Raw genomic sequence first — 23,653 nt, 5'->3', positions numbered from 1 at the left:
AGGGGTGTTGCGGAATCGTGGGCATGGAGGGCTCCGGTTCAGGAGAGGGAGACGCGGGGTGGCTGCAGCGGCAGCGTCACGTGGATGTGGCAGCCCGGGCGGTCGCGGGCCGGCGCACTCGCCGGGTCGACGACTGCGATCGTGCCGTCGTGGAGCTGGACGACCCAGCGGGCGATGGCCAGGCCCAGGCCGGTGCCGCCGTCGGTGGCGCGTTCGCCGCGCGTGAAGCGTTCGAAGACGCGGGCACGCTCGGCGGCGGGAATGCCCTCTCCCTCATCGGAGACCGCCAGCAGGACGTGTTCGTCGCGGCGTTCCGCGCGGACCGTGACCGTGCCGCCCGGCGGGCTGTGGCGGGCCGCGTTGTCCAGGAGGTTGGCGAAGACCTGGTGGAGGCGTTCCCGGTCGCCGTCGATCCGGATCTCCGGTGCGGAGACCACAAAGCGCACGTCGTGGCCGGCGCCGTCCGCGTTGACGGTGGCCTCGCGGACCACGTCACCGAGGAACGAGCGGACGTCGATCGGGGCCCGGGACAGCGGGACCACACCCGCGTCCAGGCGGGACAGGTCGAGCAGCTCCGTGACCAGCCGGCCGAGGCGTTCGGTCTGGGTCAGGGCCGTCCGCATCGTCTCGGGCTCGGCCGTGGAGACGCCGTCGACGATGTTCTCCAGCAGGCCCTGAAGCGCGGTGATCGGGGTACGCAGCTCGTGCGAGACGTTGGCGATGAGCTCGCGGCGCTGCCGGTCGGCGGCGGCCAGGTCGCTCGCCATCTGGTTGAACGCGGTGGCCAGCTCGCCCACCTCGTCCCGGGAGGTGGCCCGGACGCGGCGCGTGTAGTCGCCGCGGGCCATCGCCTTGGCCGCGACCGTCATCTCGCGCAGCGGCACGGTCGCACCGTGAGCCATCACCTGCAGCGTGACGAGGCCCAGTGCCACAGCGATGGCAAACCAGGACAGCTCCACACGCATGAAGCCGAGGCTCCACCAGAAGATCAGCAGGCCGACACCGCCGGCCAGGCCGAGCGCCAGCGACAGTTTGGCCTTGATCGAGCGCACCGGGTCGAGCGGGCGCGGCAACCAGCCGAGGATGCGGTGCAGCAGTCTCACCGTTGCACCTCCAGGGCGTACCCGACGCCGTGAACCGTGCGGATCAGGTCCGCACCGAGCTTGCGCCGCAGGCCCTTGATGTGGCTGTCGACCGTGCGGGTGCCGGAGGCGTCCGCCCAGCCCCACACGTCGGCGAGCAGGCGTTCCCGGGGAAGCACCGTCCGCGGGCGGCCGGCCAGGTGAACGAGCAGGTCGAACTCGGTCGGGGTCAGCTTGGCCTCGACCCCGGCCCGCAGCACCCGCCGCTCAGCCAGATTGATCTCCAGGTCGCCGAGGTGCATCGTCGGGCTCGCCACCGCGGTCGCGTCCGGGGCGGCGTTGCGGACGGCCCGGCGCAGCAGGGCGTGCACGCGGGCACTCAGCTCGCGCATCGAGAACGGCTTGGTCAGGTAGTCGTCCGCGCCCACGGCCAGGCCTACCAGCAGGTCGGTCTCGTCGTCGCGGGCGGTGAGCATGAGGACGGGCACCGGGCGCTCGGCCTGGATGCGCCGGCAGACCTCCAGGCCGTCGAAGCCGGGGAGCATGACGTCCAGCACGATCGCGTCGGGCAGCGTCCGGCGGGCCGCGTCGACCGCCGAGGGGCCGTCACCGGCGATCTCGACCTCGAAGCCCTCCGCGCGCAGCCGGGCGGCCACCGCCTCCGCGATGGTGCGCTCGTCCTCGACCACGAGAACCTTGCGTGCTGTCACGTCACCCACCCCCATCCGGTTGCCCTTGCGCTGAGGAGCCTATTGAGCAGTCGTGCGGGTCCGGGGGTGAGCTTGTGGACAACTTGTGAAGATCGAGAGTCTGTGGATAACTCTGGGGATAACCCGGTCCGGGTGTGGATAACGCTGTGGATTGAGCGCTCAGCGGGTCCAGTCGTGCTTGACCGCGCGGATCAGCTTGTCCTTCAGCTCGCGCGTGTGCCGCCGGCTGACCGGGAGCTCCACACCGTCGATCGCGACCACGTACCCCGACTGGGTGAGCCGCAGCTCGGCGACCAGCCGCAGCTGCACCAGGTAGGACCGGTGGATGCGGACGAACCCCGCATCGGCCCAGCGCTCGGCCAGCGTGGCCAGGGAGACGCGGACCAGGTGGGACGCGTCGGAGGTGTGCAGCCGGGCATAGTCACCCTGCGCCTCGACCCAGCGCACCGACGACCGCGGCAGCATCCGGGTCGTGCCGGCCAGCTCGACCGGGATGCTCGGCTCCTCCTCCCGCTTGGCGGGCGCCGGTGGTGGCGCGGCCCGCAGACCGGTGACGCGGCGCAGGGACTCCCCGAGGCGCTCGGCCCGGACCGGCTTGCGCACGTAGTCGGTGACGCCCAGGTCGAACGCGTCCACCGCCCCGTCGTCGTACGCGGTCACGAAGACGATCGCCGGTGGCCGGGCGAAGCGGTGCAGGATGCGGGCGAGCTCCATGCCGTCGAGTCCGGGCATGCGGATGTCGAGGAACACCGCGTCGACCTCGGTGTCCCGCAGCACCCGCAGCGCCTCGGTAGCATCGCCGGCGCGGTGCACAAACGCGACCCGGCCGTCGGCGTTGAGCAGGTAGGCCAGCTCGTCCAGCGCCGGTGGCTCGTCGTCCACGGCCAGCACGACCAGGCTCATGCGCGTACTCCCGGATGGAACTTCGGCACCCGCATGCTCACCTTCGTCCCCGCGCCCGGCGCGGTCTCCACCACCAGTCCGAAAGTTTCACCGAAGACCGACCGCAGGCGCTCATCCACATTGGAGAGGCCGACGTGCTGCCCCGCATCGTCGTCCCGGCCGTTGACCGCCTCGGCAACACCCGCGGCGAGCACCGCAGGATCCATGCCGACGCCGTCATCCTCAACCGTTATGTGGCATTCGGCGCCCGCGTCCCGGGCTTCGATGCTCACCATACCGACGCCCGGCTTCCGGGAAAGCCCGTGCCTCACAGCGTTCTCCACCAGCGGTTGCAGACACAGGAACGGCAACCCGACCGGCAACACCTCCGGCGCGATCTGCAACCGCACCTGCAACCGGTCCCCGAACCGCGCCCGCTCGATGGTCAGATAACGATCGATCGACCGCAGCTCCTCCGCCAGCGTCGTGAAATCGCCGTGCGCCCGGAACGAGTACCGGGTGAACTCCGCAAATTCCAGAATCAACTCCCGGGCCCGTTCCGGATCGGTACGCACGAACGACGCGATCGCGGTCAGCGCGTTGTAGATGAAATGCGGACTGATCTGCGCCCGCAACGCCCGCACCTCGGCCCGCGCCAGCCGCTCCCGCGACGAGTCCAGCTCGGCCAGAGCGAGCTGCGTACCGGCCCACCGTGCGGTCTCCATGGTCGCCTGCACCAGCCCCGGCGCCGGCTGATCATCCGCGATCGCCACCAGCGCGGCCACGGACTTGCCGCCGGCCCCGGTCAGCGGCGCAACCACGGCGCCCCGGACCACGCAGTCCATCCGATCGCAGGGCAGGTCGGCCACCCCCAGCACGATCGACCGGCTCGTCTGCAGAGCCCGGGCGGCGGCCTCGGTGAACTGTGCGCTGTGGTGACTCCCCCGCCCGTCGAACGCCAGACACCGCTCGGCGTCGGCAACGGTCAACCCGGCCGCCCCGACCAGGCGCCGCAGATGCCGTACGGCCTTGGCCGCTGAGGCAGCCGTCAATCCGGTCCTGAGCGGCTCAGCCGCCAGCGAAGCCGTATGCAGAACGTCGTAGGTAGCCCGCTGCCCGGCGGTGGCAATTCCGCGGCGGGCACGTAGGCGCAGAACCGCAATTACGGCCCCGGCCAGCGCAGCAAGCACAGCCAGAACCGCCAGCGCACTCCCCACCCCACCAGCCACGCACGCATCCTGACCCCAACCCCCACGAAACACCAACCCCTGCCCCGCCCTGACTCCAGCCCGTTGATCAAGCCGGCCCTCCGCGTGGCCCACCAAGATCGAGCGCGACGAGTTGCCAACTTCAATGAAGTCGGGCTTTCGCCCGGGAACAGGCGGCGTCGGGCGCTATGGCATCCCGGGGTGCAGCGCAACGGGTCGCCAACTTCAATGAAGTCGGGCTCTGGCGCGGGAGCAGGCGGCGGCCAGCGTGATGGCTTCCTGAGGTGGAGCGCAACGGGTCGCCCAACATCGGTGAAGTTGGGGCTTCGGCGCTGGAACAGGCGGCGGCCGGCGCTGCGGCCCGGCTTATACCCGGCTCCACAGCGATGATTGGCGCCCCGTGATCGGCCGGGTCCGGCTCAGCTAGCCGTTTCCGCAGCCCTGCAGCGCGCAGGCAATCGCCCGACCCAGCCCAACTTCGTTGAAGTTGGGCCTTCAAGTGGCCGATGTTGGCCCAACTTCGCTGATGTTGTGGTGATCATGCGTCCGGCCCGAGCGCGCCGGCCCGAGCTGCCCGCCCGGCCCGAGCCTGCCCGGCCCGCGCCCTGCCGGTCCGAATTGGCGCCCCGCGATCGGCCGGGTCCGGCTCAGCTACCCGTTTCCGCAGCCCTGCAGCGCGCAGGCAATCGCCCGACCCAGCCCAACTTCGTTGAAGTTGGGCCTTCAAGTGGCCGATGTTGGCCCAACTTCGCTGATGTTGTGGTGATCATGCGTCCGGCCCGAGCACGCCGGCCCGAGCACGCCGGCCCGAGCCTGCCCGACCCGCGCCCTGCCGGTCCGAGTCTGCCGGTCCGAGTCCGCTGGCCCGAGTCCGCCGGCTCGAGTCCCTACAACTTTGAGGCGCACATCGGTGAGGGGGGCTTGATCTTGGGGAGCACGGAGCTGGCAGGGTGCGGGGGGCCGGTTACGAGCCGCTGGGCGAGTGGTTGCCCGTGCCCGGTCTCGGCGGGAGCGACGATCAGGGACATGCAACCAGGCACGACATGACCTTGAATCTGACCTTGAATCTGATCTTGAAGTTGACCTGGCGGTTGAGCTCGAACAAATTTCCTGGGCGGCGGATTAATACGCGCCTTTTCGTTTGAGGACTACCCAGATTGTTCGCCAGAGGATGCTCAGGTCGTAGGTGAGGGACCAGTTGTCGACGTAGTAGAGGTCGAGGCGGACGGCCTCGTCCCACGACAGGTCGGAGCGGCCGCTGACCTGCCAGAGGCCGGTGATGCCGGGGCGGACCAGGAGGCGGCGGCGGACGTCGCCCAGGTAGTCGCCGTCGTCGGCGGGGAGGGGGCGGGGGCCGACCAGGGACATCTCGCCCTTGAGGACGTTGATGAGCTGGGGGAGTTCGTCGAGGGACGTGGCGCGGAGTTTGCTGCCGAATTTGAAGATGCGGGGGTCTTCTTTGAGCTTGAAGAGCATGCCGTCGGCTTCGTTGAGCTCTTCGAGGGTGGCTTTGCGTTCTTCGGCGTCGACGTCCATGGTGCGGAACTTCCACACGCGGAAGGTGCGGCCTTCGTGGCCTACGCGGGGCTGGCGGAAGAAGACCGGGCCGGGGCTGGCCAGGCGGATGCCCAGGGCGATGATGCCGAGGACGGGGGTCAGGAAGAGCAGGCCGAAGAAGGCGGCGACCCGGTCGAGGAGGTTTTTTGCCAGCCAGCCGGGGCCGGACAGGGTGGGCTCTTCGACGTGGAGGAGCGGGAGGCCTTCGATCGGGCGGATGTGGACGCGTGGGCCGGCGATGTCGGTGAGCTGGGGGGCGACGACGAGGTCGACGCCGGTGCCTTCGAGGGCCCAGGCCAGGCGGCGGAGCTCACCCGGTTCGGCGCTGGCGGAGCCGCAGACGGCGATAGTGTCGGCGCTGACCTCGCGGACCAGGGCGAGGACGTCCCGGCTGGCGTAGACCGGGACCGGGGTTTCTATGCCGCGGGCGGCGGAATAGCCGTCGGTGAGGTGGATCGCGACGGGGATCAGGCCGGCTGCGGGGCTGCGGGTGACCGCCGTGTAGACCTCGAGGGCCTCGGGGAGTGTGCCCATCAGGATCATCCGGTGGGCGCCGTGGCCGGTGCGTTTGCGGGCTACGTGGAGGACCTGGCGGGCCGAGTAGCGGCAGAACAGGATGAAGATCAGCGCCGCGATCGAGACGTACGCGATCGTCACGCGGGAGAGCTGGGTCTTGGTGGCGAAGGAGAGCAGGGAGACGCAGGCCACGACCGTGACGAAGGCGCGGACCACCCGTTTGAACTCTTCGCTGCCCAGGCCCAGGTAGCGGCGGTCGTAGCTGCCGTTGGCCCAGAGGATGAAGAGCCAGCCGAGGGGCAGGCCGACGAAGGCGACGAAGTAGAAAACTCCCTCGCGGCCTTGGAAGCCGGAGCTGGCCTTCTGGATGAAGGACACGGCCAGGAGGCTGGCCAGCATCGCCGAGACCAGATCCAAGATGATCAGGATCAGGGTGTACGGACGGTGCCAGCGGGACAGACGCTTGTGTGATCGGGTCCAGGCCGACCGGGGCACCCCGCTGCTGCTCTGGGGCGGATCCTGCTGCCACTCGAAGCTGTCGTACGGCATACCGCTCCGGCTCTTGCTCGTTCCCGGGCGTTGGAGGCTCGTGGTCACCTCGCCTACGTCCTCCCGCATCACGTACCGCCCACACCGAGAACATTACGCACTGCCACGACCCTGGGGGCTCCGGCCGGGGCCGCCGGTACCCGCGCGCCGCGGACGGAAGCGTGGGACCGGGCCACTATACCGATGGAACGGCAGAGAAGAAGCGGACGTTGTGGCTGCTTTCCCCCGGGATACGGGTCGAACACTCTGAGTGATCAGCGGATCAGCTTCGAGAGGCGTCGATCGGCGAGGGGCTTGCCGCCGGTCTGGCAGGTCGCGCAGTACTGCAGGCTCTTGTCGGCGAAGGACACCTCACGGACGTTGTCGCCGCAGACCGGGCAGGGCAGACCCGTCCGGGCGTGGACGCGCATGCCGGCCCTTTTTTCGCCTTTGAGCTCGGCGGCCTTCTGGCCCACCGAGCGGGTGACGGCGTCGGTCTCCACCTGCCGCATCGCGTCGAACAGAGTGGTGATCTGCTCGTCGGTGAGCTTGCTCGTCAGCGCGAACGGCGACATCTTCGCCACGTGCAGGATCTCGTCGGAGTAGGCGTTGCCGATGCCGGCGAGCACCTCCTGGTCGGTCAGCACACCCTTGACCTGGCCGCGGCGGCTGCGGAGGCGCTCGGCGAACTCGTCCCGGCTCACCGCCAGCGCGTCCGGCCCCAGCCGGGAGACGCCGGGGACCTCCGCCGGGTCCCTCACCAGGTACGCCGCCAGCGACTTCTGCGTCCCGGCCTCGGTCAGGTCGAACCCGGACCCGTCATCGAGGCGCACCCGGATCGCGATGGGCCCGCTGCCCGGCTTGAGCGGCAGGGGCGACTTGAACGCGTCCCGATAGTGCAGCCAACCCGCCCGGGCCAGGTGCACCACGAGGTGCAGGTCGTCGCCGAAGGTCAGGTCGAGGAACTTCCCGTGGCGGCCGGCGCTGGTGATCACCAGTCCGGCGACCGCGCTCGGCGGCGGATCGTACGTTTTCAGCGCGCTGAACGAGGACACCTCGAAGCGCTCGACGGCGTGGCCGACCGCACGCTCCCGCAGGTAAGCGGCGAGCGCCTCGACCTCGGGAAGCTCGGGCACGCCCTAACGGTAGCGTTTCCCGGCGTGAAGGTCGTCGTTGCGCACAACAGATACCGCGAGGCGATCCCGTCCGGCGAGAACGTCATCGTCGACACGGAGATCGCCCAGCTCACGGCGGCCGGGATCGAGGTGCTCCCGTTCCAGCGGGCCTCCGACTCGATCGGGGACCTGCCGCTCGCCCAGAAGGCGTTGCTGCCGCTGTCACCGATCTACGGCCGGGCTGCCCAGCGTGACCTCTCCGAGCTCCTGCAACGGGAGCGGCCGGACCTGCTGCACCTGCACAACCCGTACCCGCTGCTGTCGCCCTGGGTGGTCCGTACAGCCCACGAGCACGGCGTGCCGGTCGTGCAGACGGTCCACAACTACCGCCAGGTCTGCTCCTCGGGGCTGTACTTCCGGGACGGGCACAACTGCCACGACTGCCGCGGCAAGGCGTTCGGCTGGCCCGCCGTCGTGCACAAGTGCTACCGCGGGTCGGCGGCGCAGAGCGCGCTGATGGCGACGACGCTGGCCGTGCACCGGCCGACGTGGAAGTCCGTGGACCGCTACATCGCCCTCACCGGGCGGATCGCCGCACACCTGCGGGATTACGGCATCCCGGACGAACGCATCGTGATCAAGCCGAACGGCCTCCCCGACCCGGGCGAACCGGCGCCGCTCGGGGACGGCTTCCTCTACGCGGCGCGGCTGTCGCCCGAGAAGGGTCTCGAGCTGCTGCTGGACGCGTGGCGCCGCCATCCGGACGGCTCACTCGGCCCGTTGCGCATCGCCGGCGACGGCGAACTGCGACCGCTCGCCGAGCAGGCCGCGGCCGAACGCGACGACGTGACCTACCTGGGTGCGCTCGACCGTACGGGCATGGAGGCCGCCCGCGACCAGGCCTCGGTGGTCGTGGCCGTTCCGACCTGGAACGACGTGCTGCCGACGGTGATCCTGGAGGCGATGGCGGCGGGCCGGCCCGTCCTCGGCACGGACGTCGGCGGCATCCCCTACCTGCTCGGCATCGACGAGTCCGCCCAGGTCGCGGGCTGGGTGGTCAAGCCCGACGCCGAGACCCTGGCGGCTGCCCTGCCGATCGCCCGCGTCGACGCCGCAGCGGTCGCGCCGAATGCCCGGACGCGGTACCTACAAGCGTTTCATCCCGATGTCGTCACCCGCCGTCTCATCGACGTTTACACGTCTCTCACAGAGAATTCCCACCCCGCACCGAGGTAGATCCCCATCGAAATGGGGAATGCTCGGCCGGTGACGGAAACCAAGATCTCGCGCCGCAATGTCCTGCTGGGCGTGGGTGGTGCCGCGGTGTTCACAGCGGCCGGCGGCGGTGCCGGCTACGCGATCGCCAACACCGACGGCAAATCGCCAGAGGCTTCTGCGGCCGCCGCACCCGCCCCCGCCAAGTTCCGCTCCCGCCCTGACCTGCGGACCCTCCCGGACGTCACCATCACGACGCCGGCCGCCGCGACCGCGCCCGGATACATCTACCTGACGCCCGCGTCCGGCACCGGACTGTGGGGACCGCTGATCGTCGACGACAAAGGCTCACCGGTCTGGTTCCGCAAGGTCCCCGACCCGGCGACGGTGGCGATCGACTTCAAGGTGCAGCAGTACCAGAACAAACCCGTGCTGACCTGGTGGGAAGGAACCATCGGCGGCACCGGCGGCCAGGGCGTCGGTCAGGGCGAGTTCGTCATCACCGACGCGAACTACCGCGAGATCACCCGGGTCCGCGCGGCCGGCTCCGAACAGGCCGACCAGCACGACTTCGTCATCACCCCGAACGACACCGCCCTCTTCTGGATCTACGACCCGATCCCGTACGACCTGACGTCCGCCGGCGGCCCGGCCGACGGCGTCCTCCACGACGGCGTCCTCCAGGAGATCGACATCAGAACGGGCCGGCGCCTCTTCGAGTGGCGCGCCCGTGACCACGTCAGCCTGGCCGAGTCGTACGCACCGCTGCCAGGCGGCGAATCCGCGCACCTGCCTTACGACTACTTCCACGCCAATTCAGTCGGCCTCGACGCCGACGGCAACATCCTCATCTCCGCCCGCCACACCTGGACGACCTACAAAATCAACAAGCGCACCGGCGACGTGATGTGGCGCATCGGTGGCAAAAAATCCGACTTCACCGTCGACGAAAAGTCCAAGTTCAGCTGGCAGCATGACTTCCGCCGGCGGCGCGACGGGTCGTACAGCGTCTTCGACAACGGCGCGGGCGTGACCAAGGAACGCGAGGAATCCCGCGGCCTGATTTTCAAGATCGACGAGACAGCCCGGACCGTTTCGTTCGTCTCCGAATTCCTGCACCCTTCGAAACTGTCGGCGCCGACACAGGGCAGTTTTCGTGAACTCGCCGATGGTGGGTCTTTTATCGGCTGGGGCCAGATGCCCTACTTCACCGAGTACGCCCCGGACGGGACGGTTCGCCTTGATGGGCATCTGCCGCTGGACAACCAGTCTTATCGAGCGTACAAGGCCGAGTGGCCAGGCGTTCCGCTCGACCAGCCCGCCCTTGGCCTCCACGTCGACGGCAGCAATGTGATCGTCAGCGTCAGCTGGAACGGGTCGACAAAGGTCTCCAAATGGCGTGCTCGTGCGGGTGGCCAGCCTGGCGCCCTGACCCAATCCGCTGAAGCCGACCGGACCGGCTTCGAGACAACACTGACGCTTCCGGGGACGCCGGAATACGTTGTCGCTGAAGCGCTCGATGACACTGGCAAGGTGTTGGGTACGTCGTCGGCTATTCCGGTTCGCGTTTGATTTTGAACGAAGGTGACGGCGTCCAGTTCCGGTTCGATCGGGGCCGTTCTGGGCCGGCGGTGTTTGTCTGGTCGTTGTTGTGGCTGGGTGCATGGCGCTGATCGGCGCCCGCTGAGACTGGGGCCGGGCACCAGATGCTTGCCAGGTCCGTGCTTCCCCGAATACAAGGCCCAACTTCTTTGAAGTTGGGCCTTTGTGTAGCCCGCTCAGCCCCGACTTCCGGGGTTTTGGGGTTTCATGGGGTTGTGTGGGCCCTACTTCGCGGATGTTGGGCCTCCGAGGCTGACTGCGGCCGACTTCACGGATGTTGGGGCGTGGTGGCCTGGGGGCCTGACTTCGCGGGCACCTGGGCCTGGCCGCAATCCCTTGGCGGCACGCCCCCAAGAACGTCCCGACCGCCCAAACCAGGCCTCGACCGACCCGCGAAGCCGCGCTCCTCGCCGGTCACGGTTGTTGGGCCTTCGCGGCCCCGTTCAAGCCCGACTTCAAGGGTGTTGGCCCTTCGCGGGGCTGGGTTGGACCCGACTTCAAGGAAGTTGGGCCTTCATGGCGCCTGGCTCGACAAGCAGGCCGAGCAGCACATCGTGGCCGTGGCCCACCCGGATCAGCCCAACCTCAACGATGTTGGGCCTTCGTGGTCCGGGTTAGGCCCAACTTCGCGGATGTTGGGCTTTCGTGGTCTGGGTTAGGCCCAGCTTCGCGGATGTTGGGCTTTCGTGGTCTGGGTTAGGCCCAGCTTCGCGGATGTTGGGCTTTCGCGGTCTGGGTTAGGCCCAGCTTCGCGGATGTTGGGCCTTCGTGGTCCGGTTTAAGCCCAACTTCGCGGATGTTGGGCTTTCGCGGTCTGGGCTAGGCCCAGCTTCCCGGATGTTGGGCCTTTGCGGAAGCCAGGCCGAGCCCACTTCGGTGATGTTGGGCTTGAGGCGAGATGCGGTGAGGCCCCAGCTGCCGGACAGCTGGGGCCTCGTCGGAGCTAGGGCAGGACCTGAGTCAGCCTTTGAGAGCCGCCCGGCCAGAGAAGGCAATACTGGCCGCAAGAAACGCCCCGTTGATCAAGGTGAAGGCGCTGACGAGCCAAACCGTCCACTGTGGCGCAACAGTCAAAACCACACCGGCCACCGCAATCACCGCGCCATAATCCCGGACGAGCTTGGCCACCCGGACCGGCAGCGAGCGGCTGGTGACCATGCTGGCCGCCTGGTCGCCGCCCTGCATCACCGACGTCACCAGGTTGACCATCCAGGTGCCGGCGAAGGCGGCCACGAGCCATGCGGGTGTTTCCGGGACCTGGGCCTCGGCCACCGCGGACAGCGCCGCCACCAGCGCGATCTGCCCGGCGACGTCGCAGAGGACGTCGACGCGACCGCCGGCTGTGCTGGTCTGGCCGGTGACGCGAGCCAGTTGGCCGTCCGAGCAGTCCAGGGCGTACGCGAGTTGCCAGCCGACCAGGGCGAGGAGGCCGATCGGCCAGGCCCAGACGCGGTCGTTGGCGACCGGGCCGGCGGAGGCGACGACCACGAACGACACCAGGCAGCTGAGGCCGAGGTTGGCGACCGTGAGGACCGTGGGCGCCAGTTTGTGTTTGTGGGCGAAGACCGCGATGCGGGCGCCGATGCGCTGGCTCAGGGCTTCGCTGAACAGGCCTCCGCCCCGGTTGACCCGGTAGTAGTCGTCTGGGGTGGGGGGTTTTTCCACGGTTGGGTCAGCGGTCGGCGACGGCGTCGGCATATTCGGTCAGCTTCCTGCGGATCTCGTCCGGGCTCATCGCCAGGTGTTCCAGGATCGTGTACCGGTCGGGGCGGGTTTTCGGGGCGAACTCGACGACCTCCACGAACTGGCTGATGTCGAGGCCGACGTCGGCCGGGGTACGGGGCAGGTTGTGGCGGACGAGGCAGTCGGACATCTGGGCGAAGCGCCGCTCGTCGCCGCGGAGGTAGGTGCAGAAGAGGGCGCCGAGGCCGGCCAGTTCGCCGTGGGAGGCCGTACCCGGGAAGAGCGTGTCCGTCGCGTGGATGATTTCGTGGCAGCCACCGCTGCACGGCCGGCTGCTGCCGCAGACTGCCATGGCGAGGCCGCTGGAGATCAGGGTTTCGGCGAGGACCGTGACGAACGCGTCGTCCTGCATGTCGCCGGGCATCGTGAGGATGGCCTCGGCGCCGACGCGGGACAGGGACGCGGCCAGGCCGTCGACGGGTTCGCCGCGGACCTCGCGGCCCAGGTCCCAGTCGGCCAGCGCGCTGATGTTGCTGATCACGTCGCCGATGCCGGCGCGGTTGACGCGTTCCGGGCCGTTCTCGACGAAGTCCAGGTCGACGATCACGGCGTACGGGATGTGGACGCCGTAGGAGCCTTTGATGCCGTCGTTGATCAGGCTGGCGACGGGGGAGGCGATGCCATCGTTCGCGAGGCTGGTGGCCACCGAGACCATCGGCATGCCCCAGCGGTTCGCGGCGTACTTGGCGGCGTCGATGGTCTTGCCGCCGCCGATGCCGACGACCGCGTCGTACGAGCGGGAGCGCAGCTTGGCGGCGAGCTCGAGCGCGGCGTCGAGGGTGCCGCCGGTGGTCGTGTAGACGTCGGCGGAGCCCAGCGACGGCCGGATCATGTCGGCGATGCGTTCGCCCTGGCCGGGGCCGACGACCACGGCGACGTCGCCGCCGGCGGAGATGCGGCCGTCGGCGAGTATCCGGCCGAGGTCGGCGACCGCGCCGCGCCGGACGTCGATGTGCAGCGGCGTCTGGACGCTACGGGCTAGTAGTGGCATGCGATGTCCCGCGCCTTGGCGAGGTCGTCGTGGTTGTCCACCTCGACCCAGGGGATGTCACCGATGGTCGCGGCGCGGATCTCACCGCCGCGGTTCGCGTACTCCTGGTAGCCGTCCTCGTAGTAGAGGTTGGGGTCGCGCTCCCAGGTGGTCTTGAGGGCGTCGGCGAGGTCGGCGGCGGCCTCGGCCTCGATGATCGTCGCGCCGATATACTCGCCGAACGCCTCGGCCGGGTCCATCAGTTTCGTGATCTTCGTGAGCCGGCCATCTGCGGAGAAGATGGTCTTCATCTCCTCGTCAGCCAGCTTCTTCACATTGTCAACGGCGAGAAGAATGCCGGGGCCGCGGCTGTTGAGGAGGGTGTGCTCCACGCTCACCGGGTGGACGGTGTCGCCGTTGACGAGCAGCGCGCCCTGCGCGAACTGGTCACGGGCCAGCCACAGGGAGTAGGCGTTGTTCCACTCCTCGGCCTTGTCGTTGTGCACGAGCGTGATCTTGACGCCGTACTTCTGCTCGAAGGCGTCCTTGCGTGACTCGACCGCGCCCGCCTGGTAGCCGACGACGATCGTCACGTCGGTCAGGCCCGCGGCCGCGAGGTTACGCAGGGAGATATCCATGATGGTCGTCTCCCCGTCGACGGGGACCAGCGCCTTCGGCAGCGTGTCGGTGTACGGGCGCAGCCTGCGTCCGGCGCCGGCAGCGAGTACAAGACCGATCATGGGATGGTTCCTTCCGAAGTGAGGGGCGTGCCCGACGAGGATAGCGGTGGGTTCACATACCGAGAGTGTGCAGGACCGCGAAGCCGTCTCTGGGCGGAAAAGCTTCCGTGAGGTCGTCCGGAGCTGGAAGAAATCCGGCGGTTGTCGTCCACGGCAAGAGCACCGAGGGCCGAGGGGACACGTCGAAAATTGTATAGAGCCTGCTCGTAAGCTTGCGGGTATGACCGCTGAGCAGTTGATCTCCTTCGCCCGAGGGGCTCCGTCCCTGGACATCGTCGACGTCGAGGGCCTCAAGGCCGCCGCCGCGCGAGCCTTCGATGCCGACCCGGCCGGTGTGACCGCCTACGGCACTTCCGTCGGTTACGTCCCGCTGCGGAAGTGGATCGCCGACAAGCACGGGGTCTCCCCCGACCAGGTCATCGTGACGAACGGTTCGCTGCAGGCCGACGCGTTCCTCTTCAACCACCTGGTGCAGGCCGGCGACGACGTGATCGTGGAGAAGCCGACCTACGACCGCACCCTGCTGAACCTGCAGAACCTGGGCGGCAAGGTGCACCAGGTGACGATCGAGCCGGACGGCATCGACGTCGACGAGCTGCGTGGCCTGCTCGAGAACGGCCTGCGCCCGAAGCTCGCGCACATCATCCCGAACTACCAGAACCCGGCCGGTGTCACGCTCTCCCTGGAGAAGCGTCAGGCGCTGCTGAGCCTGGCCGTCGAGTACGGCTTCACGATCTTCGAGGACGACCCGTACGTCGACATCCGTTTCCGCGGTGAGGCGCTGCCGTCGATGCTGTCGATGGACTCGGAGAACGTCGTCGTCCACGCCTCCAGCTTCACCAAGACCGTGTGCCCGGGTGTCCGGGTCGGGTACCTGGTCGGTCCGGCCGCGCTGATCGACGCGATCGCGAAGAAGGCCACCAACCTCTACATCTCTCCCGGCATGGTGTCCGAGGCGATCGTGCACCAGTTCTGCGTCTCGGGGGACATCGACCGGTCGGTGCAGACCGTGAGCACCGCGCTGGCCGAGCGGGCGCAGGTGCTCGCCGCGTCGCTGCGTGAGCACATTCCGGGTGCGACCTTCACCGAGCCCGACGGTGGCTACTTCCTCTGGGTCGACCTGCCGGAGTCGGTGGACGTCGACAAGCTCTTCCCGGCCGCCATGAAGAAGGGTGTCGCCATCGTCAAGGGCAGCGACTTCCTGCTCGACGGGGGCAAGTCCTCGGTGCGGCTGGCGTTCTCGGCCGTGACCGTCGACCAGATCGACGAGGGTGTGCGCCGGATCGCCGCCGCCATCGCCGAGATCTCCGCCTGATACCTGCCCTACTGTCGGATTCCCGACAGAGAGCCCTCAGCGCCGGTTCCGGGTTAGCCCCGGGACCGGCGTTCGGCTCACAATGCTGCTGCACCGACTGCATGACCATGCGGTCCGGCGCGTCGACACCCACCCCCGCCCCCCGGCGCCGGGCGGGCCGATCGCACCCTTCACCCCCCGAAATGCGGCCGGTCCGTCCGGCGCCACCTTGCCCCCGGGCATGCGGCGCGACAGGTTCGGGCAACCCTGTGGGCGTAGCCTCGTGCAGGCCTCACAGCGAGGGCCGACATCACCTCTGGGGGAGGCAGTCATGAGCGAAGACGTGCGCCGGAACAGGACCACCGGCGTGAACAGGTCCCTGTCGCGGGCGTGGACTGCCCCCGTACGGGCCATGAACCGGTTCCTCGGCACCACGGACGGGGTCCCGGCCGAGCCGGGTCGCGAATTTCACAGCACCGCGGTCGTGGACTGCGGCGTCTACGTGAACGGCAAGCGTGAGCCCGGTGAGTTCACTCCCGACGAGGCTCTGCGCGAGGCCTGCAGCCGTGAGAACACGTTCGTCTGGCTGGGCCTGCACGAGCCCACCCAAGCGGAGATGTCGGCGATCGCGCGCACCTACGACCTGCACGAACTCGCGGTCGAGGACGCGGTCAAGGCCGAGCAGCGGCCCAAGCTGGAGCAGTTCGGCAGCGTCCACTTCCTGGTCCTGCGGACCGCCCGCTACGTGCCGCACCGCGAGCTCACCGAGAATTCCCAGGTCGTCGAGACCGGGCAAATGATGATCTTCGTGGGCGAGCGCTTCGTGATCACGGTCCGGCACGGCGACGCCTCCCGCCTCGCCCCGGTACGCGCGGACCTCGAGTCCCGCGGCGTACTCCTCGAGCAGGGTCCGTGGGCGGTCGCGTACGCCGTGACGGACAAGGTCGTGGACGCGTACGTGGAGGTTGCCGACCAGGTGGAGGCCGACCTCGACATCATCGAGGAGGGTGCGTTCTCCCGGGGGACGGGTGCTCCGGTGCAGCAGATCTACCAGATGAAGCGCGAGATCGTGGAGTTCCGGCGGGCCGTCGTGCCCCTGCAGCGGCCCCTCGCCACGATCACCTCGCCGCAGAGCCGGCTGGTCCCCAAGGAGATCCGGCGCTACTTCCGCGACGTCCAGGACCACCTCACGCGGACGGTCGAGCAGGTCTCCTCGTACGACGACCTGCTGAACTCGATCCTCCAGGCGCGTCTGGCGCAGGTGACCGTCGACCAGAACAACGACATGCGCAAGATCGCCGCGTGGGCCGGTATCGCAACGGTGTGGACGGCGATCGCCGGCGTCGAGGGCATGAACTTCGTGCACATGCCCGAGCAGCGCTGGCCGTACGGCTATCCCGTGGTGTTCCTGCTGATGCTGGGCATCTCGGTGCTGCTCTACCGCGCGTTCCGCCGCAACGGCTGGCTCTGACCCGCCCCCCATCGAGGAGCGCCGACCTTTACAGTGACGGTGTCGCCCTGGGGAGGGAAGTCGCGTGCCGTCACGCCAGGATCAGCTGCACTCGTACCAGTACTCGCAGCAGCGGGTGGTCGCCGCACTGGTCACCCACGACCCCGACCCGCACCGCTCACCATTGCGGCGGGCCGGTAGCGCGGCGCTGATCAGTCTGGTCGTCGCGTGTCTCGCGGTCGGCGGTGCCGCGGTCTACGGCCTGCTCAAGGGCCGCAGCACCGTGCAGCCGCGCAACGAGGCCGTGGTGTTCATGGAAAAGGGCTCAGGCGCCCGGTACGTCTACCTGAAGTCGGACGACCGCATGCACCCGGTGCTCAACTACAGCTCCGGCCTGCTGATCGCCGGCGCACCCGAGCCGACGATGGTCAACGCCTCCTCGGAGAGCCTGGCCAAGGTGCCGCTGGGTGACCCGCTCGGCATTCCGGACGCCCCCGACTCGCTGCCGTCGGCCAAGAAGGGCCTGGTCGACGAGGTGTGGACGGTGTGCTCGCTGGCCACGCAGGGCGCCACGACGCCACAGAGCCTGGTGTCGGTCGGCGACCGGCTCACGGACGGCACGGTGCTGCCGGTCCCCCGCGCCGACACTCCGGCTGCCGAGCTGCGCGGGCTGCTGGTCTCGGACCCGTCCCAGCGCACCTACCTGGTCTACAACAACAAACGCTTCCTGATCCCGGCCGGGCGGCTGCAGCAGACCTCGGTCTACTTCGGCTGGACCCAGCAGCCGTTGCCGGTCGCGACCGCCTGGAGCAACTCCGTGCCGATCGGCCCGGACCTCAAGCCGCCGGCCATCCCCGGCCTCGGTGACCCGTCAGCGAAGATCCCCGGCTTCGAGGTCGGGCAGCTGCTGCAGATCCACAGCGACTCGGGCGGCGACCAGTGGGGCGCCGTGCTGAGCGACGGTGTTGCCGACATCACCGACGTGCAGGCGCGGTTGATGCAGGTCGAGCCCCAGGTCTACCCCCGCCGCGAGATGGACCTCAACCTCTACAGCACCCTGCCGCACTCCGCCACGCAGCTGGTCACCGCCGCGAGCGAGGCCGGTTTCCCGCCGGCGGTCCCGGTGCTCCTCAACGGCCCGCGGCAGGTCTGCCTGACCTCCGACGGTGAGGACAAGGACGTTCCCGAGGTCAGCATCCGCATCGGTCCCACCGTGCCCAAGGGCAGCCCGGTGACCGGCGCCCCGACGGTTCCGGGTGGCGTCCAGGCCGATCTTGTCTACGTTCCCCGGGGCAAAGGCGCGCTGGTGGTGGCCGCGGCGTCGTCGACCGCTCCGGCCGGCAGCGGCACGGTGAGCATCATCACCGACACCGGCCGGCGTTATCCGATCGCCAGCCGCGACGTCCTGCCGCGTCTCGGTTACGGCGGCGTGCAGCCCGACCCGATCCCCGGCCAGCTGGTCGCGCTCCTGCCGCAAGGTCCGGCCCTGGATCCCGTACGAGCTCGGCAGGCGGACGCTACGCAGCAGTAAAGGGCGGACGTCCCGTGGGGAAGCCCGCCCTTTGTGCGTACCGTGACCCGAGGGTCAGTTGTTGTTCTTGCCGCTCGCCAGGCGAGCGACGTTCGGGCTGTGCTGCGTCGACGAGGTCTGGTCCGCACCGTCGTCCACGACGAGCGAGTCCGTCTCGTCGGCCGGCGTGACGAAGCCCGACGGGCCCGACAGGTCGGCCGGCTCGAAAGCAGCGTCGTCAGCACCGGTCACCGGCGAGCTGATCGGGCCGCTGGGGTCGTACTCGTCCCACTGCTCCCGGCGACGCTTGCGAACCACGTAAGCACCCGCAGCACCGACGGCGGCACCGGCCAGCAGCAGACCGCCGAGCTTGAGGCCCGACCGGCTCTTCTGCTTGCGGCCCAGCGCCTTGTTGGTGCGCTTCTCGAGCTTCTTCGCGTTCTTCTTGTTCGACTTGACGGCCTTCTTGCCCGCCTTCGTCGTCGACTTGCCCGTCTGCCGCGCGCTGTCCGTCGCGGCTGCCACCAGCGGAGTCAGCGTCGCGAGGGCGCTCTCCCAGCTGTTGGACGCGGCATCCTTGGCCTTGACGGCCGTCGGCTGCACGCGGTCCTTGGCGGCGTTGAACCTGGGACCCACGGTTGCGCTGGTCTCCTGCGCGGCGATGGATGCCGCACGCTTGAAGTGATCAACGCTCTGCCCGAGCTCGCTCTTCATCTTTGCGCTGCGGTTCTTCCGTCGCATCGTTGCGAACACCAGTGCCCACCTCCTGTGGTTCTCTCCCACGTATACGTCATCGTGCCTCTTCGGGTACCCCCGCGTAGCCGGATCAGACACATGGGGGAGGATCCGAACAGCAAAGAACTGTCCAGCGCCGGCCCCGTTGTAGCGGACCGGCGACCGCGACACATAGGGGGAGTACCCGTGGCCGACACTCTTTACGCCACCCTGCACACCAATCACGGCCCGATCCGGTTGCAGCTGTTCCCGGACCACGCGCCGGCGACCGTGCGCAACTTCGTGGAGCTCGCCGAGGGCACCAAGGATTACGTCGACCCGCGGACCGGCCAGAAGGGCAACGGCCCGTACTACGACGGCACGATCTCGCACCGCGTCATCGCCGGCTTCATGGTCCAGCTGGGCGACCCGACCGGTACGGGCCGCGGCGGCCCGGGCTTCCAGTTCGCCGACGAGTTCCACCCCGAGCTGCAGTTCGACCGCCCGTACGTGCTCGCCATGGCGAACGCGGGCCCGGGCACGAACGGTTCGCAGTTCTTCATCACGGTCGGACCGACCCCGCACCTGAACCGGCGTCACACCATCTTCGGCCAGGTTGCCGACGAGGCGTCCGCCAAGGTCGTGGACTCGATCGCGACGACCCCGACCGGCCCCGGCGACCGTCCCCGCGAGGACGTCGTCGTGGAGCGCGTGGAGATCGAGCGCGCAGCCGGTTAGTTACCCCGTCCGGGTACCGTTGTGGCATGAGTGAGTCTCCGGTGACGGCGCCGGTCTGCTACCGACATCCGTCGAAAGAGACCTACGTGCGCTGCACCCGCTGCGAGCGGCCGATCTGCCCGGACTGCATGAACGAGGCCTCGGTCGGCCACCAGTGCCCGGAATGTGTCGCCGATGGCAGGCGCACCCAGCGGCCGGCGCGCACCGCCTTCGGGGGGAGCGCCGCCGGCCGCTCCGGGACGGCCACGCGGGTCCTCATCGGCATCAACGTCGTCGTGGGGCTGATCTCGATCCTCTCCGGCGGCTCCGGCGCGGTCGCCGGTGGCGGCTGGGGCGGTCTGCTCGGCGGCAGCACCCCGCTGACCGAGTGGGGTGCGGTCCTCGGCTCGGCCCTCTACGGCCCGGCCGGTGATCTCGCCGTCCACGGCATCGCCAACGGCGAGTGGTACCGCCTGTTTACGGCGATGTTCCTCCACTACGGCGTGCTGCATCTCCTGCTGAACATGTACGCCCTGTGGTTCCTCGGCCGCGACATCGAGCGTGTGCTGGGCCCGCTGCGGTTCGTCGGCCTCTACCTGCTGGCGGGCCTCGGCGGCAACGTGGCGGCGTACCTCTTCTCGGCGCCCAACAGCATGACGGCGGGCGCCTCGACCGCGGTCTTCGGTCTGATGGCAGCCATCTTCGTGCTGCTCAAGCGGCTGAACCTCAGCGTCGCCCCGATCCTTCCGGTGATCGTCATCAACGTGATCTTCACCTTCACGATCTCGAACATCTCCATCGCCGGCCACCTCGGCGGCATGGTGATCGGCGGCGCGGTCGCAGCGGTCCTCGCCTACGCCCCCAAGGACAAACGCAACCTCGTCCAGGGCCTCGGCACCGCCGCCATCTTCGTGATCCTCATGGCCCTGGCCGTCTACCGAACGCTCAGCCTGACCTGACCTCGATCAGAGCGGGGCGTTCGAGCGGAGTGCGTTGAGGGCGTCGGCCACCTCTTCCGGCTCGGCGCCGAGCTCGTTGGTGCTGAAGAGGTGCAGGCTGTCGCCGGTGTCGATCTCCAGCAGGCGGCTGCGCAGGCCGCGGCGGTCGCGGCTGTCGACGCGTACCCGCTCGACCTGCGGCCAGGCCACGTGGTGACGGTGGGCAAATCCGGTGAGCATGGTGATGCCGCTCGTGTCCGCGCTCAGCCGGACCGGGGCGATCAGGTCGCGGGCCGCCCAGCCGGCCAGAGCGACGGCAACGCCGGCGGCGATGACCCACTGCACCGGATCGCGGCGTCCGAATGCGAGGACGAGCACCACCACGGCGATCGCACCCAGCAGTTTGGTGATCGGCAGAACGGGCTTCACCCGCCACTGAAGAGGCGACATGGCCACAACTATGGCAGCCCGGCGTACCGTCGGCAGTATGCGAGATGCGGTGATCGTCGGAGCGGTACGGACTCCCGTCGGGCGGCGCAACGGCGGGCTGGCCGAGGTTCACCCGGCTGACCTGTCCGCGACCGTGTTGCGGGCTCTGGCCGAGCGGACGGGCTTCGACCCGGCCGACGTCGAGGACGTCATGTGGGGCTGTGTGTCGCAGGTCGGCGAGCAGTCCTGGAACATCGGGCGCAGCGCCGTCCTGGCCGCCGGATGGCCCGAGTCGGTGCCGGCGACGACGATGGACCGTCAGTGCGGTTCCAGCCAGCAGGCGGTGCACTTCGCCGCGGCGACCGTGCTGTCCGGGCAGGCCGATCTGGTCGTGGCCGGCGGTGTCGAGTCGATGAGCCGGGTGCCGATGGGGTCGAGCGCGGCCGGTGCCGACCCGTACGGCGCGGCGATCGCCGACCGTTACGGCACGTCGGTCTTCAACCAGGGTGTCGGCGCCGAGATGATGGCGGAACGCTGGGGTTTCTCGCGGCAGCAGCTTGATGAATACGCTCTGGCCAGCCACGCCGCGGCCGCCAAGGCGCAGGACGCCGGCGACTTCGACGTCGAGGTGGTGCCGGTCGCTGGTGTCACCCGCGACGAGGGCATCCGGCGCGACACCACGATCGAGAAGCTGGGCGGGCTGAAGACGCCCTTCAAGACCGACGGGGTGGTCACGGCCGGGTCGGCGTCACAGATCTCCGACGGCGCCGCCGCACTGGCTGTCACCACGTCGCGCTGGGCGGCCGCGCACGGCCTGACACCGATCGCGCGGATCCACACCGCGGTGGTCGCCGCCGACGATCCGGTGATCATGCTGACCGCGCCCCTCCCGGCCACCGCAAAAGCGCTGGCCCGGTCGGGTCTCACCCTTGATCAAATCGGAGTGTACGAGGTGAACGAGGCGTTCGCGCCCGTGCCGCTCGCCTGGCTGGCGGAGACCGGTGCCGACCCGGCGCGCCTCAACCCGCGCGGTGGAGCGATCGCTCTCGGTCACCCGCTCGGTGCCTCCGGCGCACGGATCATGACGACGATGCTGCACCACATGCGACAGACCGGCGTGCACTACGGCCTGCAGACCATGTGTGAAGGCGGAGGAATGGCCAACGCCACGGTGGTCGAGCTTCTGTAATCCGATATTCATCGTGTAGTGGCCGCAGCTTCCCCCGGAGCACCGCGTTAAACGCCACATGGACGTGTTCTCCCGTACGTTCCTGCCAGCCGCCGCCGAAGCCGGGGTCGCGATCCCCACCGTGAGCCGGCACATGCCGATCTTCCGCCGCTGTGTGGAACCGGATGACGCCACCGTTCTGGTCACCAGATGTGTGAGCCCGGACCGGCCGCTGGCCGGGGACTTCCTGCTCCTCCTCACCTACCGCCGGCTGGTGATCACCCAGGAGACCCGGGTGCTGCACCGGCTCCGCCTGCACCTGAACGCAAACCTGCGCCACCTGAGCAACGTCACCTGGAACCCGGACCTCCGCACGTCCGCCCTGGATGTCGCGGCAACGGCGGTCGACGGCGTCCGGGAACGCTTCCGGATGCGCCTCGCCGAGCCGGAGCAGGTGTGGCACTTCGACGCGCTGCTCAAGCACGTCTTCCGCGAGCGCCGCACCTCCACCCAGCTGACCGCCGCCTAGCTGTAGCGACCAGGACCGTTGTTGACGCGGGTGATGGGTGGCTTGTCTCCGAGCGCGGTGTGGGCTCGATGGTAGTTGTAGGTGTGGAGCCAGCCGGGTAGGGCGTCGGCGCGGTCCTGGCTGTTGGTGAAGGGCCGGGAGTAGATCCATTCGTCGGCCATGGTGCGGTTGAAGCGTTCGGCTTTGCCGTTGGTTTGTGGTCGGTAGGTGCGGGTGAATCGGGCTTGGGCGCCGAGTTCGGTCAGGGCTTGGTGCCAGGCATGGCCGCGGCGGTAGGCCAGGGCGTTGTCGGTCATGACGCGTTCGATGGTCGGGATGCCGAGGTCGGCGAAGTGTTCGGCGGCGCGGTGCAGGAACGCGGCGCAGGTGCCGGTTTTCTCGTCGGGGTGGATTTCGGCGTAGGCCAGCCGGGTGTGGTCGTCGATCGCGGCGTGGATGTATTCGTAGCCGATACGGGTGCTGGTGCGGGCGCGGCGGTGTTCGAGGCTGTCGCGGCCGTGGACGCGCCATCCGCCGCCGTCACGGAGTCGGCCGATTTTCTTGACGTCGACGTGGATGAGTTCGCCGGGCCGTTCGCGTTCGTAGCGGCGGATGATCTGGCCGGTGGGTCGATCCAGCCAGGTCAGGCGGTGCAGGCCGTGGCGGGTGAGTACGGCGTGGATCGTGGAGGCGGGCATGTCCAGCAGTGCTGCGAGCCGGCGGGGACCGCGTTTGAGTTGCCGGCGTAGCTCGCAGACGTGGGCCTCGGCCGAAGGGCTGGTCTTGCTGGGTAGTCGATGCGCGGTGCTGGGCCGGTCAGCGAGGCCGGGATCACCTTCGGTTCGCCAGCGGGCCAGCCATTTGTAGCCGGTGGCGCGGGAGCAGCCGAGTTCTTCGACCACGTGCGCGACAGGCGGCCATCGGCTACGACACGCTGGATGAGCAGGCGTCGTCCGTGCAGGGTCAGGCGGGCATTACGGTGGGCCATGAAGACCTCCGGTCTCGGTGAAAGCGTCGCAACTTCCACCTCGCCGGAGGTCTTCTCATTGATCAAGCC

20 protein-coding genes and 1 pseudogene are annotated in these 23,653 nt (G+C 69.0%); 9 read left to right on the top strand and 12 right to left on the bottom strand.

All coding sequences use genetic code 11. The features are described from left to right. Positions 1–38 precede the first annotated feature (38 nt). From AFR_RS42670 to AFR_RS42645, 6 genes are all read right to left on the bottom strand, one after another. Complete coding sequence (locus AFR_RS42670; RefSeq protein WP_023563074.1) at positions 39–1,103, bottom strand: HAMP domain-containing sensor histidine kinase; 1,065 nt, start codon at positions 1,101–1,103, stop codon at positions 39–41. Continuing rightward, entirely contained in the window at positions 1,100–1,792 is a 693-nt protein-coding gene (locus tag AFR_RS42665; RefSeq protein WP_274519473.1) for a response regulator transcription factor, read from the bottom strand. The genes AFR_RS42670 and AFR_RS42665 overlap by 4 nt, the downstream gene beginning before the upstream one ends. A gap of 159 nt (positions 1,793–1,951) precedes the next feature. Continuing rightward, positions 1,952–2,695: a LytR/AlgR family response regulator transcription factor gene (locus tag AFR_RS42660; RefSeq protein WP_023563072.1), complete on the bottom strand. Its 744-nt coding sequence runs from the start codon at positions 2,693–2,695 to the stop codon at positions 1,952–1,954. Continuing rightward, the gene (locus AFR_RS42655; RefSeq protein ID WP_023563071.1) at positions 2,692–3,903 is read right to left on the bottom strand and encodes a sensor histidine kinase; all 1,212 of its coding nucleotides are present in this window, start codon (positions 3,901–3,903) and stop codon (positions 2,692–2,694) included. The genes AFR_RS42660 and AFR_RS42655 overlap by 4 nt, the downstream gene beginning before the upstream one ends. A gap of 1,101 nt (positions 3,904–5,004) precedes the next feature. Beyond that, positions 5,005–6,504, bottom strand: a complete 1,500-nt coding sequence (locus AFR_RS42650) for a sugar transferase (protein ID WP_023563070.1) — start codon at positions 6,502–6,504, stop codon at positions 5,005–5,007. Between the two features lie 254 nt (positions 6,505–6,758). Further along, positions 6,759–7,619, bottom strand: coding sequence for an Fpg/Nei family DNA glycosylase (locus AFR_RS42645; RefSeq protein WP_023563069.1), 861 nt, complete (start codon positions 7,617–7,619; stop codon positions 6,759–6,761). Between the two features lie 24 nt (positions 7,620–7,643). Here AFR_RS42645 and AFR_RS42640 point away from each other — a divergent pair, with 24 nt between their 5' ends. Then, positions 7,644–8,834, top strand: coding sequence for a glycosyltransferase family 4 protein (locus AFR_RS42640; protein ID WP_041841593.1), 1,191 nt, complete (start codon positions 7,644–7,646; stop codon positions 8,832–8,834). Between the two features lie 30 nt (positions 8,835–8,864). Next, positions 8,865–10,385 (top strand): arylsulfotransferase family protein, encoded by a 1,521-nt coding sequence (locus tag AFR_RS42635; RefSeq protein ID WP_023563067.1) that lies wholly within the window; start codon positions 8,865–8,867, stop codon positions 10,383–10,385. A gap of 990 nt (positions 10,386–11,375) precedes the next feature. Here the strand turns inward: AFR_RS42635 and AFR_RS42630 are convergent. From AFR_RS42630 to AFR_RS42620, 3 genes are read right to left on the bottom strand one after another with little or no spacing between them, the layout of a single operon-like run. After that, positions 11,376–12,113 carry a CDP-alcohol phosphatidyltransferase family protein gene (locus AFR_RS42630; protein ID WP_023563066.1) on the bottom strand — a complete coding sequence of 246 codons (738 nt, stop codon included), beginning with the start codon at positions 12,111–12,113 and terminating at the stop codon, positions 11,376–11,378. After that, positions 12,088–13,149 carry an iron-containing alcohol dehydrogenase family protein gene (locus AFR_RS42625; RefSeq protein WP_023563065.1) on the bottom strand — a complete coding sequence of 354 codons (1,062 nt, stop codon included), beginning with the start codon at positions 13,147–13,149 and terminating at the stop codon, positions 12,088–12,090. The genes AFR_RS42630 and AFR_RS42625 overlap by 26 nt, the downstream gene beginning before the upstream one ends. Next, the gene (locus AFR_RS42620) at positions 13,137–13,868 is read right to left on the bottom strand and encodes a phosphocholine cytidylyltransferase family protein (protein ID WP_023563064.1); all 732 of its coding nucleotides are present in this window, start codon (positions 13,866–13,868) and stop codon (positions 13,137–13,139) included. The genes AFR_RS42625 and AFR_RS42620 overlap by 13 nt, the downstream gene beginning before the upstream one ends. Before the next feature lie 220 nt (positions 13,869–14,088). On the opposite strand from AFR_RS42620, the gene AFR_RS42615 reads away from it, so the two are divergent. The 3 genes from AFR_RS42615 to eccB all read left to right on the top strand — a co-directional run bounded on the left by AFR_RS42615 (position 14,089) and on the right by eccB (position 18,143). Further along, positions 14,089–15,183 (top strand): aminotransferase-like domain-containing protein, encoded by a 1,095-nt coding sequence (locus AFR_RS42615; protein WP_023563063.1) that lies wholly within the window; start codon positions 14,089–14,091, stop codon positions 15,181–15,183. Positions 15,184–15,493: 310 nt separating this feature from the next. Beyond that, entirely contained in the window at positions 15,494–16,633 is a 1,140-nt protein-coding gene (locus tag AFR_RS42610; RefSeq protein WP_041841591.1) for a magnesium and cobalt transport protein CorA, read from the top strand. A 64-nt stretch (positions 16,634–16,697) separates the two neighbouring features. Continuing rightward, positions 16,698–18,143 (top strand): type VII secretion protein EccB, encoded by a 1,446-nt coding sequence (gene eccB / locus AFR_RS42605; RefSeq protein ID WP_023563061.1) that lies wholly within the window; start codon positions 16,698–16,700, stop codon positions 18,141–18,143. Positions 18,144–18,197: 54 nt separating this feature from the next. Here eccB and AFR_RS42600 read toward each other — a convergent pair whose 3' ends face one another. Then, positions 18,198–18,863, bottom strand: coding sequence for a hypothetical protein (locus AFR_RS42600; protein ID WP_238547212.1), 666 nt, complete (start codon positions 18,861–18,863; stop codon positions 18,198–18,200). A 180-nt stretch (positions 18,864–19,043) separates the two neighbouring features. On the opposite strand from AFR_RS42600, the gene AFR_RS42595 reads away from it, so the two are divergent. Further along, entirely contained in the window at positions 19,044–19,574 is a 531-nt protein-coding gene (locus AFR_RS42595) for a peptidylprolyl isomerase (protein ID WP_023563059.1), read from the top strand. Positions 19,575–19,600: 26 nt separating this feature from the next. Then, positions 19,601–20,512, top strand: a complete 912-nt coding sequence (locus AFR_RS42590) for a rhomboid family intramembrane serine protease (RefSeq protein WP_041841590.1) — start codon at positions 19,601–19,603, stop codon at positions 20,510–20,512. A gap of 6 nt (positions 20,513–20,518) precedes the next feature. Here AFR_RS42590 and AFR_RS42585 read toward each other — a convergent pair whose 3' ends face one another. Continuing rightward, positions 20,519–20,941: a PH domain-containing protein gene (locus tag AFR_RS42585; protein WP_041841589.1), complete on the bottom strand. Its 423-nt coding sequence runs from the start codon at positions 20,939–20,941 to the stop codon at positions 20,519–20,521. Positions 20,942–20,978: 37 nt separating this feature from the next. Between AFR_RS42585 and AFR_RS42580 the strand changes: the two genes are divergently transcribed. Continuing rightward, positions 20,979–22,109, top strand: a complete 1,131-nt coding sequence (locus AFR_RS42580; RefSeq protein WP_023563056.1) for an acetyl-CoA C-acyltransferase — start codon at positions 20,979–20,981, stop codon at positions 22,107–22,109. Positions 22,110–22,167: 58 nt separating this feature from the next. Beyond that, positions 22,168–22,617, top strand: a complete 450-nt coding sequence (locus tag AFR_RS42575) for a hypothetical protein (RefSeq protein WP_023563055.1) — start codon at positions 22,168–22,170, stop codon at positions 22,615–22,617. On the opposite strand, the pseudogene AFR_RS42570 reads toward AFR_RS42575, so the two are convergent. Continuing rightward, a pseudogene (locus AFR_RS42570) lies at positions 22,614–23,584 on the bottom strand (IS481 family transposase). The gene AFR_RS42575 and the pseudogene AFR_RS42570 sit on opposite strands and share 4 nt — an antisense overlap. Positions 23,585–23,653: the final 69 nt, after the last annotated feature.

The organism is Amorphoplanes friuliensis DSM 7358, assembly GCF_000494755.1.
GTDB classification, from domain to species: domain Bacteria; phylum Actinomycetota; class Actinomycetes; order Mycobacteriales; family Micromonosporaceae; genus Actinoplanes; species Actinoplanes friuliensis.
The sequence above is the reverse complement of the archived record's forward strand: the minus strand, read 5'-3'. Positions and strand labels throughout refer to the sequence as shown.